Below are 11461 nucleotides of genomic sequence, written 5' to 3'. Positions count from 1 at the left end.
TCATGGATTTTCTTTTGCGCCCGCTGAATATCATAGGTCACCCGGCGAAATTCAAACCGCTGTTCGCCCAAATCCAGAATCCCGTAACACGCCCGGGGATCGCGATCCCGCGGCTGGCCCACCGCGCCGCAATTGATGAGATAGCGGTATTCAGGCAGGAACATCACCTTGTCCGGGCGCGGCTGAATCACATCGCACATCTGGGATTTGACTTCCTGGGTGAACACCATCGGATAATGGGTATGCCCATGCAGATAAATCGGGCTGTCTTGCGAGGCGAAGTGGGCGCGGGCCGCAAATAGACTGGTGATGTAATGCCACTCTTCCGGCTCGAACAAGGAGGCATGCACCGCGCCAAAACCGGCGAACTTTAAATTCATGGGCAGCGCGGCCAGCCACTTTTTTTGTTCCGCCGATAATTGCGACCGGGAAAAGAGCACCCCGGCAATCGCCACCGGATTGAAGTCACGCAACCGATCCTGATCGTCAACGGCCGCCAACAAGTCGTGGTTGCCCTGCAACACCGGACACTCCAGCCTGCGCACCAGTTCAAGGCACTCGGCAGGATTGGCATTATAGCCCACAATATCACCCAAACAGAGCATTTGGGTGATGCCCTGCTGGCGAATATCGTCCACGACCGCCGTCAACGCCTCCAAATTGGAGTGAATATCACTGAATATGGCCCACCGAGCGGAATTCATGGCTTAATCATGCCTCGGTTCACAGATTATGCGAACCATTTTTTTAAGAAAGATGTTGCTTCACCGCCGCCCGGCAGCCGTGGTTCGGCGGTCGGACTTTTACCGTGGCACCAAGGCCGCGCCGCCCAAAAAACAAACCGCCCCAACCCTTGATCAGGGTTGGGACGGCACACCGCATACGCGGTCTTAAACTATGATTTAATACGAAGGCCGGATCAGGCTTTTTCAGCCTTATCCTTCTTTTCCGGTTTCTCCGCGCGCGCCGGACGGGCCGTTTTGCGCTCGGGCCGTTCGGCCTTGTCGCCCTTTTCGGTCTTGACGTCCTTGCCTTCCTTGGCGGCTTCGACCACAGCGGTCAAATCCGGCGCGGGCGTGGTGCTTTCGACGCGCAACTTGAGCGTACATGGCACCTGTGGGTGCAAGCGCATCTCGACTTCGTATTCGCCCAAGGCGCGAATCGCCTTTTCCAAGTGGATTTTCCGCTTGTCCAATTCGATGGCGAACTGGGTTTTCAAGGCGTCGGCGATGGCGCCACTGGTGACGGTGCCGAACATCTTGCCGTCGTCGCCAGTCTTGACCTGGAGCACGCACAGCAACTTGCCGAGGCTCTTGGACAGCTCGGTCATGGTGTTCAGCTCATGCGCTTCGCGTTCGGCCCGGCGGCGTTGCAGGGATTCGAGCCGGCGCTTGTTCCCCGCGCTGAGCGGGATGGCATAGCCCTTGGGATAAAGGAAATTTCGGGCGTACCCGGCGGCGACTTTGACCTGGTCGGATTCGGCGCCGAGGCCCACAATGTTGTGAGTGAGGATTACTTCAATCTTGGCCATATATCAGTTGGTTGGGTTAAAGCGTTGTAGTTTCGGTTCGGTCAATTTCAAAAAGGCACATCGTCCTCGCCTTCATGCGGCGGGATTTCTTCCATGGCAGGGGCGGCCTGCGCGGCAGCGGGGGCGGGAGCGGGACGGGTCACCGTTCCATTATGCGTCGGCGCGGCACCGGCACCCGGAGGATGCCCTTCACCACGATTGGCAGCCCCAATAAATGTGAACGATTCGAGCACCACTTTTAATTGGCTGCGCTTTTGATGGGTGTTCTTATCCTCCCATTGATCCATGCGCAAACGGCCTTCGACAAAAAGCGGGTTGCCTTTCTTCAGGTACTGCGCAAGCACTTCGGCCTGACGCCGGAAGGCCTCCACATCCACAAAGGTCACTTCCTCGCGTTCTTCCCCGGTCTCCGTCTTCCACCGGCGATTCACGGCAAGCCGCAGGGTGACCACCGCATTGCCATTTGGCAAATACCGCAGCTCAGGATCCCGCGTCAGGTTCCCCATGAGGAGAACTTTATTATAGCTGGCCATAGAACGGTTTGTTAGGCCGCCACCGGCGCGGTTTCTTTGGGCTTGGGCATGATGGTGATCATGGTGCGCAGGATGTCTTCGTTCATGGCGAAGCGACTCCGCACCGCCGCAATCGCTGCGGGTGGGATTTCAAAAATAATATTCACGTAAAAGCCCGAGCTTTCTTTTTTGTTCGCCACCCGGGCAAACGGGCGCTTTTCCATCTTTTGGATGGTTTCCACTTTACCGCCTGCGGCGGTCAGCTCGGCGGCGACCTTGTCAATCAGGTCCTTGACCGCGTCTTCTTTGCCCGCCGTGTTCAAGATGAACAGTCCTTCGTACTTTTTCACTCTATGTCCTCGTTTACACGAGCCCTTCAATGGGCCCGTTGAATTGGTTCATTGCCGGTTCGATCCCGGCCGTCACCCAGCATTCAAGCTGGCTGGCTGCTTTCGCCAAAACTTGTTTTAACAGTTCCTGCTCGTTTGAATCAAACGAGCCCAATACATGACCGGTCAGCATTCGCTGCCCTTCCGTTCGCCGGCCAATCCCGATCCGCAACCGAGCATACTCGCGCGTGCCCACGTGTTGCTCCACCGACTCCAGTCCGTGGTGCCCGCCGTTGCCGCCTTTGGGGCGCATCCGGATTTCACCCAGCGGCAGGTCGGCATCATCCACCGCGATCACCATCCGGCTGGCGGGTATTTGATAATACGCGCCCACCGCCTGCACCGCTTCGCCGCTCAAATTCATAAATGTCTGCGGTTGGCAAAGCAACACCCGTCTGCCGCCCCGTTCGGCTTTGGCCAACCGGGCCTGAAACTTTGCTTCCAGCCGCCAATTGGCGTGCCAGCGTTCCGCCAAAAGTTCCAGCACCATAAACCCCGCATTGTGCCGGGTATGCACATACTCTTTGCCTGGGTTTCCCAAGCCAACCAAAAGATGCCAATCGTCCATGCCAAAGTCCCGGCATCCCTAACCGTGCCCGCCGGAATATTATTTCTTCTTTTCGGCCGGTTTGGCGGCCGCCGCAGCCGGCTTCGCGCCAGCAGCCGGTTTGGCTGCGCCTTTGTCGGCACCCGCTGCCGCCTTCTCGGCCGGAGCTTTTTCGCCCTTGGCCGCAGGAGCAGCGCCTTCCACGCCATCTTCCTTCTTTTCCTTGATCATTTCCACTTCGCCAGCCACCGCCTCGGTGGTGACGGCTTCGGCGGCGGCGGCTTCGGCCTCCGTCATCGGCGCGGCCACAGCGACCACGGGGATATGCTTATCGCCCAGGATTTCCACGCCCGCTGGCGCTTTAACCTCGCCGATATGCACCGCTTTGCCAATTTCAAGGTGTGACACATCAATCACAATGGTTTCCGGCAAATCCTTGGGCAGCGCGCGCACCTTCAGCTTGAACAACACGTGCTCGAGGATGCCGCCGCCATTCTTGACGCCGGCCGCTTCGCCCGTGGTTTCCACCGGCACCTGCGCGGTGACCTTTTCGGTCTCCAGCACTTCATGGAGATCCACGTGCAAAATCTTGCCACTCAAGGGATGGTGCTGGACTTCCCGCAACATCGCCAAGCGTTTGGCGCGGGCATCGCCCTCGACCGCCAAATCCAGCAGCAAGTTTTCAGACACGGAATGATGGAGCAAGTCTTCAATCTCCTTGCTCTTAATTTCCAGGTTTTGCGGTTGGGTCTGGCGACCGTAAATAACCGCCGGCACACGTCCGGTGGTACGCAGTTTCTTTGTTCCGCCCCGGCGCTCCAAGGAGCGCGGGTACGCAGTTAATGACACAGATTTCATGGCTCGTTAAAAAACATCATACGGACGCCAGCCTAGCTGGTACGCCCGCCTTTAAACTCAAATAGCGACGTTACCGACTGATTGCCGGCAATGCGCTTGATCGCCTCACCCAGCAACCCCGCCACCGACAGCGTAACAATATTCACGCCCTTGACGGCGGGGCGGCAAACACTATCAGTCGTAATCAGTTCGTCAATATCTGATTTTTGCAATCTTTTCACCCCGACATCGTTGAGGATGGCATGGGAGACACAGGCGAAAATTTTCCCCGCGCCTTTTTTGCGCAGCAAAGCCGCGGCCGCCGTCAGAGTGCCGGCCGTTTCCGTGAGGTCATCCACCAACAGCACATTCTTGTTGCGCACACTGCCGATGACCGCCATGGACTCGACTTCGTAGGCGCTGGTGCGGCGTTTGGCCACAATGGCCAGGTCTGTCTCCAGCACCTGCGCATACGCGTACGCCATCTTGACCCCGCCCACATCCGGGCTGGCCACTACCAACTTACTAATATTTTTGCTCTGAATATAGTTATACATCACCGGCGCGGCGTAGAGGTGATCCACGGGAATGTCGAAGAAACCCTGAATTTGCTGGGCATGCAGGTCCATGGTGAGAATCCGGTTGGCCCCCGCCGCCACCAGCAGGTTGGCCACCAACTTGGCGGTAATGGGCACGCGCGGCTGATCCTTGCGGTCCTGGCGCGCATAACCGTAAAAGGGAATCACCGCCGTGATGCGTTTGGCGCTGGCCCGACGCAAGGCATCAATAATGATGAACATTTCCATCAAGTTATGATTGGCGGGCGGGCTGGTGGATTGCACCAGGAAGACATCATCGCCCCGCACGTTGTCCTCAATCTTGACGAAGGTTTCGCCATCGGGAAACGCACTGATGGTGCATTTGCCGAGTTCGACGCCTATCGAAGCACAGATGGCTCTGGCGAGAGGCAGATTTGAATTGCCGCTGAAAATTTTCACAATTGTAACCGGACTTACAGACTAAAAGCACGAACTTGAGGTCCGCCTTTGTGGCGACCTCTTTTCTCTAACGCGCGACGCCATTATCCACCAAAAAAGTTGACCGTGCAAGCCCAAACTGGCAGACGGATGGAATGCCCCAATCCCTGGCAAAACATCAGGCCCCGGCGGGCCCTGCCGTTGCACTCACGTCTTGATTTGTTGGTTGGCCGCCCCCTTCTGGGTCTGTGCCTGGCGGAACTGCTCGTACGCGGCCCGGAACTCAGGATATTTATTTCCCAGCATTGCCGTGGCAAACAAGGCGGCGTTGATGGCGCCCGGCTTGCCGATGGCCAGCGTGCCCACCGGCACCCCGCCAGGCATCTGGACCATCGAAAGCAACGAGTCCAGCCCTTGCAGCGATTTGGATTCCATCGGCACGCCCAACACCGGCAGCGGCGTCTTGGCCGCCGTCACCCCGGCCAGGTGCGCCGCGCCGCCGGCAGCGGCAATAATGACTTCCAACCCGCGCGCCACGGCGCTGGACGCATACTCAAACAGGAGATCAGGGGTCCGGTGTGCCGAAATCACCCTTACTTCATAGGGCACCTGCAAAGCATCCAACTGGGCCGCGCAATGCTGCATGGTGTCCCAATCGGATTGGCTGCCCATGATGACCCCGACCAATGGTTTTTTGCTCTCGTTCATATTCATTTTCACGCGCCACCTGACCGGGCGGCGGTTCGCGTCTTTATTAAGGCATATCCGCCCCAAGCGCAAGCAGTGTTGAAAACGAAAGTCATTTCCGCCGCACTCGCCAACCCGATGGTCGCCCGGCATTTCCGTGGAATGTGTCCAAACTTCTCATGAACGCCGGGCGATGGTGGAAAAGGGAAATATGGGAGGAAAGGATTAGATGGGTAGTGATCAGTGATCAGTGACCCGGCAGTTCAAACCAGAAGGTGCTGCCCTGGCCTACCGTGCTTTCCACGCCGATGCGGCCACCGTGGGCTTCGACGGCCAGTTTGCAGAATGCCAGGCCCAAGCCGGTGCCGAGCCGTTTTTCCCGGCATTCCACCTGGCCGAATTTCTCGAAGATTTTCTGGTGATATTCCGGCAGGATTCCCCGACCATGGTCGCTCACGGCTATGCGGGCATTCAGGCCTTCGCGCGTGACGGCCAATTGCACCGCGCCAGTTGCCGGACTGAACTTGAGGGCGTTACCCAGGAGATTCTCGATGACGCGGCGGATCAGGTCGGGATCGCACACGGCCGGAACCGGCTCCGTGGCGCTCAAAGACAAAGACACCTGCCGCCCACTCGCCAAGGCACCGAGGGAAGCCAGGGCGGTTTGGGCGATTTGCGCCAGGTCACACTCCTTTTTGGCGAGGGGCATCTGGCCCGCCTCCAAACGGCTGACGTCCAGCAATTGCGTGACCATTTTCTCCAAGGTGTTGGCACAACTGCAAGCGGTTTGCAGGATGTCTTTACTATCGGGGTCTTGCGCCAGCGGGCTGGTACCCAGCATTCGGATCCCCATCAGCATGACACTCAAGGGCGAACGCAGGTCATGCACCACCATGTGTACCAGGCTATCCCGCAGGTGCTCCAATTCCTGGAGCCGGGCGTAGCTGGCCTGCAGTTCGCGTTTCTGGCGGCGGAGTTCCAGGTGGGTGGCGACGCGGGCCTCGACCTCCTTGAACTGGAAGGGCTTGGTGACGTAATCCACGCCGCCCACGGCAAAGGCGTGCATCTTGTCGGTCATCTCCGTCAAGGCGCTGATAAAAATGACGGGGATATCGGCGGTGGCGGGATCGGCTTTCAGGCGTTGGCAGACCTCGTAACCGTTCATTTCGGGCATGTTAATGTCGAGAAGGATCAGGTCGGGCGGGTCGGTTTGGACGGCTTGCAAGGCCAGCTTGCCGCTGGGGGCCAGGCAGACCCGGTAGCCACGGTCTTTGAGGAAGCCGGCCAGCAACTGGAGATTGGCGAGGGTGTCATCCACGACCAGCACGCAGGCGGGGGGACCGCTGGATGGTTGGATGGTTGGATTTGTGAATTGGGGAGCTTCAAATTGCGGATTGCGGATTGCGGATTGCAGAATCATAATATAATTAATAGGTTAAAGGGTTAAAGGTTTCATTGGAGCAGTCCGTTCAGTTTTTCAAAGGCGAAGGCGTTGGAGTCGTTTGGCTTGGGTGGGGCTGTCTTCGGCAATCAAGATTTCGACGGGGGGGTGGCAAGGGATCACTCATAGGGCGTGGATTAATGGATGAGACGAACACGGCGCTCGTAAGGCGGAATGCGGAGCAGCCGAACGCGGGGGAGGAGCCGACGGGGAAGGCGGTAATGCAGTGATTGCGCCAGGCTTAGCCATTTTCATCGCTGCACCTCCTGATACAGCACTTCGATCAAGGTTTGGCGGGCAAGCCCAATACGCCAGTTACGCCGCCACTTGCTTTTCTGCAGGTCATGAACCATAATGCAATAGACAACTTGAACAATAGGATAACCCACGCAATGGGTTTCCAGATATGGGGTGTTCACCCCATGGAACACCTCACGCAACTGAGCTTGCAAAACCGGACGCCACCGGTTATGGTTTCACCATGCCACTGAGCGTCAAACCATTGGTTCGCCGGCATCAGCCACTGTTGTTCCTGCTGGCGGGCGGCTTCCTGTTGCCCGGCACGGAACTGGCGGGCGCGGATGCTTTGCCCCAGCCGAATCCCTACGCGCGCAGCCCCCTGGTGCATACCAGCAAGGGACGCCAGGTCATCCTCGATAAGCTGAACCGCATCCATTTGGATGAGGTGTCCTTCGATAAAGTGCGCCTGGCCGAAGTGGTCAAACTGCTGGGGGAAGAATCCAAAAAGCGCGATCCGGACAAGCAAGGCATCAATTTCCTGTTCAGCAATAATGTGGACCTGCTACGCCAACCCGCTGGTGCCACGGGGGAAGCACCCAACCTGGACGATGTGCCTATCCAGATCCAACCGCCCATGAGCGACCTGAGCCTGTTCCACGTGCTGGAAATCATGGTCAAGGTATCCAACCAACGCATCAAATATTCGGTGGAAGAGTACGGGGTGGTGTTTTCGTGGCAGGTCCAGGACACCGAGACCTTGTACACCCGCGTGTATCGGGTGGATGGTAACACCTTCGTTCAAGGGTTGGAAAATGTGAGCACCGCGACGTTTGGCGGGGGAAATCAGGATAATCGCGGCGGACAAGGCGGTAATGCCTCGGGGGGCATGGCCACCTATGCCGAGGTGAACATTGCGGGCAACGTCAGCGAGCGGGGCAACGGTGGCAGCACCGGTCCCCGTCCAAACAGCATCTCCCCTGCCCCGCGCGCCAATATGGGAACCAATGACACCGCACGCCAATTCTTCCAAAGACAGGGGATCAACCTGGCACCACCCCGCTCCTATTACTTCAACGAGACCCGCGGCCTGTTGATGGTGCGCGGCACCACCAACGACCATGCCATCCTGGAAAAGACCCTGCGGCAACCGGTTGCATTACCGGCCACCAATGGTACACTCGTCCCGTGATTCGCAATCTTATCTTTGACTGGTCTGGGACGCTGGTGGATGACCTGCCAGCGGCGTGGCACGCCACCAATTACGTGTTTCAACAGGCAGGATTGACCATGCTGTCACTGGATCAATTCCGCGCGGAATTCTGCCTGCCATTCAATAAATTTTACGACCGCTACACGCCCAACCTGCCCATGGACCAGTTGGAAATCTGGTTTCACACCCGGTTCCAGGAGGTGCAGGATACCGTGGTGGAACTGCCCCATGCGCGCAGTTTCCTAGAGTTTTGCAAAAGCCGCAAATTGAACACGTTTGTGCTGAGTTCCATTCACTCCGACTACTATCATCGCCAGGCGCGCGGCATGGGATTCGACGCCTTCCTGGCGCGACCCTATGTGCAGGTGTACGACAAGCGCCTGAAAATCCGGGAAATCATCGCGGAGAACCGGTTGAACCCCGAGGAAACCCTCTTCATCGGCGACATGGAGCACGACATCGAAACCGCCAAGCACGGCGGCGTGTATTCCTGCGGCGTGCTCACCGGCTATAACACACTGCAACAACTGCGCAACGCCGAGCCGGACCTGATCGTGGAACACCTGGCGGAATTGCAGGACATCCTGGAGAAATCCCGCTTTGAACTGCACCACTACCTTACCCCGGGAAAACGTCAGGATTTGCATCCCGTCGCCACTGTTGGCGCCTTGATTTATCACCCAGATGGCCAGCGCTTTTTGATGGTTCGTACCCGCAAGTGGTCCAACCTCTGGGGCATTCCCGGCGGCAAGATCAAGTGGGGCGAAACCTCCGAGGCCGCTTTGCGCCGGGAACTGAAAGAAGAGACTGATCTGGACGTGGATGACGTGCGGTTCGTGCTGGTGCAGGATTGCATTCATTCCACCGAATTTTATCGGGACGCGCATTTCCTCCTGCTGAATTATACCTGCCGGGCCGCCGGTGACACCGCAGTGACTTTGAACGACGAGGCGCAGGAATTCAAATGGGTCACCATGGCCGAAGCGCTGGCGCTGCCGGTCAACCGGCCGACCCTGATTCTCCTTCAGGCGGTGCAACCCACTGCCGCCGCAACCTGATACCCCTATGGACACCATCACCATCCATGAACTGGAGGTTTTTTACCGGGTGGGCGTGCCGGAAGCCGAGCGCGCCCAAGCACAACGCCTGTTGCTCACAGTGGCCATGGAGCACCCATTCCCAGCGGCGGTCGCCACGGATGACCTGACGAAAACCATTGATTACTATGCCGTTTCCCGGCGGCTCCTGCATTTTGGAGAAGATCGTTCCTGGAAGCTGATCGAAACCCTGGCGTGTGACCTCGCCACGCTGATCCTGCAAGATTACGGCCCGCAACGCGTGACGGTGGAAGTGAAGAAATTCATTTTGCCGGAGGCCCGCTGGGTGGCGGTGAAGGTGGAACGGTGAGAAAACCGAATTCCGAGTCGGAAGATTTTTGCAGAAAAATTTATTGGCAGAAAAATGCCAGAGGGTGTTAGGAAATGCGAAGTGTTTCCCGCATAAAATCTGTAAATTTCATTTTTTGGCGAACAGTTCTTTTTGCATTTCCAACCCCAATTCCAAGGTCAATTGCCGTGGGGATAATTCATGCATGGGCGGGGCAACCACAGGCCGCTCCAGCAGCACCCGTGCGCGCAGTAAAACCGCCGCATCGGCGAGCAAGGCCATGGTCCACGTGAGGCGCGGGCTGTTGAGAAAGCCCCCGCTCAACCCCAATTGATTTTTCTCATACGACTGTGTCGGTTCAATCCACGGGCGGGCTTGTTGCCATAAGCGTTGGCTGACCCGCGTGTTCATCGGAATCAAGCCCAAGAGCGTTTCATGGTCTGCTGGCGAGTGGTCAAATTGCCTGGCACATTGGGACGCTTCCCAACACCAGTCACACAACGGCTGCGGCTCCGTCACCCCAAACCAATGGCGTTGATCCGCCGCCTCGTAGCCCAGCCAGGTCAAGGACTGCCCCTGCGGACAGGTGGCGGGCTGCGGGGTTTCAAACGGAGGCACCAAGTGCATGTTTTCCCGGAGTCGTGTCACCACGGCCACCTGCCACGTTTCGCGCAGGTGACGTTTGGTGGCAGCATCGATATAGCCCATATCAGCGACAACCATGTCCGGACGCCACTGCCAACGGCGGACACCATACGTCACGCTGGGCTTGAGAAAAACGCCTTCGGAAACATTGGCGGGGGCGACCCAACTGACCAGCGGTACCAAGAGAATGCCCCGTTGATAGGCGGGCAGCCACAGTCGGAAAGTGTGCTTCTTGTAGCCGACAAAAAATTGACTCTGGCCGAACTTGAAAGTCCGACAACCGAGCGCCGCATGGGCCGCGGAGTATTGTCCCGTGGTCTTTTTTTGTGTCCCGAACAGGCGGCCGCCAAGTCGGTCGCGTCGATCAGCGCCAAGGACTGGCGCGGGGTGTGACGGGGTAATAAGGGCTGCAGGAGTTCGTCGTTGATCCGCCGCAAGCCCGCCACCCCGATCCGCTCCCGAAACTGGTTCAGCATCCAGACGTCGGGCACCGCAGCGCGATTACTCAGGTGTGCAAAGCGTCGCCAGGCGCGCTGTTCAGGCAGTAGTTTGACCAGCAGATTGAAGGTGCGGGCTGGCGTCAGCAAGCTTAGCAAATGGACCCGCCAAAGTTGCGCGGCGCTGAACAAGGTTCGGCGCCCGCGGCCGCACCCTGGTGGCAGCAAGTCGTTGATAAAGGTGTCCGGAACATGCGGCGCGATCAGGTTCAGCAGTTCGGCAGTTCCCGTCATTGGCAGTCGCGAATCCGGCTTTTGGCTACCCTAAAAATACGCGCGCGTCCAGCAATTCCATGAGACCCCAATTTTTTATATCCTCTTTATTCAACCTCAACAACTTGCAGCGAATTTCCTAACACCCTCTGCCAGGAAAAATATCGATGATAATTCCAAATCGCTATCAAGCTGAGAAATGGGGGATGCTCTATCTGCCATCTGTCTGAATTTGAGATCCTGAATTTCGCTCGTTGACCTCTGGTTCGGTTTTCGAGCTTCGGACTTCTTTCGGAATTCGGTGTTCGGATTTCGGTTTTAAACATCCCACCCAAACAAAAACGCCTCC

At 57.6% G+C, this 11461-nt stretch carries 14 protein-coding genes; 3 read left to right on the top strand and 11 right to left on the bottom strand.

The window, feature by feature from the left end; genetic code table 11:
• The 9 genes from WCO56_15345 to WCO56_15305 all read right to left on the bottom strand — a co-directional run.
• Nucleotides 1-704 (bottom strand): metallophosphoesterase family protein (locus tag WCO56_15345; protein ID MEI7730949.1); only part of this gene is annotated, 704 nt, incomplete at its 3' end.
• Nucleotides 705-919: 215 nt separating this feature from the next.
• Complete coding sequence (rplI, locus tag WCO56_15340) at nucleotides 920-1531, bottom strand: 50S ribosomal protein L9 (GenBank protein MEI7730948.1); 612 nt, start codon at nucleotides 1529-1531, stop codon at nucleotides 920-922.
• 47 nt (nucleotides 1532-1578) lie between these two features.
• On the bottom strand, nucleotides 1579-2064 hold the full coding sequence (gene ssb, locus WCO56_15335; protein MEI7730947.1) for a single-stranded DNA-binding protein: 486 nt from the start codon (nucleotides 2062-2064) through the stop codon (nucleotides 1579-1581).
• Nucleotides 2065-2075: 11 nt separating this feature from the next.
• Nucleotides 2076-2393, bottom strand: coding sequence for a 30S ribosomal protein S6 (gene rpsF / locus WCO56_15330; protein MEI7730946.1), 318 nt, complete (start codon nucleotides 2391-2393; stop codon nucleotides 2076-2078).
• Nucleotides 2394-2406: 13 nt separating this feature from the next.
• Nucleotides 2407-3000 (bottom strand): aminoacyl-tRNA hydrolase, encoded by a 594-nt coding sequence (pth, locus tag WCO56_15325; protein ID MEI7730945.1) that lies wholly within the window; start codon nucleotides 2998-3000, stop codon nucleotides 2407-2409.
• Between the two features lie 39 nt (nucleotides 3001-3039).
• Nucleotides 3040-3837: a 50S ribosomal protein L25 gene (locus WCO56_15320; GenBank protein ID MEI7730944.1), complete on the bottom strand. Its 798-nt coding sequence runs from the start codon at nucleotides 3835-3837 to the stop codon at nucleotides 3040-3042.
• Between the two features lie 32 nt (nucleotides 3838-3869).
• Nucleotides 3870-4814, bottom strand: coding sequence for a ribose-phosphate pyrophosphokinase (locus WCO56_15315; protein ID MEI7730943.1), 945 nt, complete (start codon nucleotides 4812-4814; stop codon nucleotides 3870-3872).
• 186 nt (nucleotides 4815-5000) lie between these two features.
• The gene (gene purE / locus WCO56_15310; GenBank protein MEI7730942.1) at nucleotides 5001-5501 is read right to left on the bottom strand and encodes a 5-(carboxyamino)imidazole ribonucleotide mutase; all 501 of its coding nucleotides are present in this window, start codon (nucleotides 5499-5501) and stop codon (nucleotides 5001-5003) included.
• Between the two features lie 226 nt (nucleotides 5502-5727).
• A complete protein-coding gene (locus WCO56_15305; GenBank protein ID MEI7730941.1) occupies nucleotides 5728-6900 on the bottom strand; it encodes a hybrid sensor histidine kinase/response regulator in 1173 nt (390 codons plus the stop codon).
• Between the two features lie 502 nt (nucleotides 6901-7402).
• On the opposite strand from WCO56_15305, the gene WCO56_15300 reads away from it, so the two are divergent.
• Genes WCO56_15300 through WCO56_15290 form a run of 3 tightly spaced genes read left to right on the top strand, consistent with a single transcriptional unit; the run spans nucleotide 7403 to nucleotide 9778 of the window.
• Complete coding sequence (locus tag WCO56_15300; GenBank protein MEI7730940.1) at nucleotides 7403-8350, top strand: hypothetical protein; 948 nt, start codon at nucleotides 7403-7405, stop codon at nucleotides 8348-8350.
• Entirely contained in the window at nucleotides 8347-9429 is a 1083-nt protein-coding gene (locus WCO56_15295; GenBank protein MEI7730939.1) for an NUDIX domain-containing protein, read from the top strand. The genes WCO56_15300 and WCO56_15295 overlap by 4 nt, the downstream gene beginning before the upstream one ends.
• Nucleotides 9430-9436: 7 nt before the next feature.
• Complete coding sequence (locus WCO56_15290; protein ID MEI7730938.1) at nucleotides 9437-9778, top strand: dihydroneopterin aldolase; 342 nt, start codon at nucleotides 9437-9439, stop codon at nucleotides 9776-9778.
• Nucleotides 9779-9886: 108 nt separating this feature from the next.
• On the opposite strand, the gene WCO56_15285 is transcribed toward WCO56_15290, so the two are convergent.
• Nucleotides 9887-10585 (bottom strand): hypothetical protein, encoded by a 699-nt coding sequence (locus WCO56_15285; protein ID MEI7730937.1) that lies wholly within the window; start codon nucleotides 10583-10585, stop codon nucleotides 9887-9889.
• A complete protein-coding gene (locus WCO56_15280) occupies nucleotides 10516-11133 on the bottom strand; it encodes a transposase (GenBank protein ID MEI7730936.1) in 618 nt (205 codons plus the stop codon). Before WCO56_15280 ends, WCO56_15285 begins: the two co-directional genes overlap by 70 nt.
• Nucleotides 11134-11461: the final 328 nt, after the last annotated feature.

This window comes from Verrucomicrobiota bacterium, assembly GCA_037139415.1.
GTDB lineage: Bacteria > Verrucomicrobiota > Verrucomicrobiia > Limisphaerales > Fontisphaeraceae > JBAXGN01.
The sequence above is the reverse complement of the archived record's forward strand: the minus strand, read 5'-3'. Positions and strand labels throughout refer to the sequence as shown.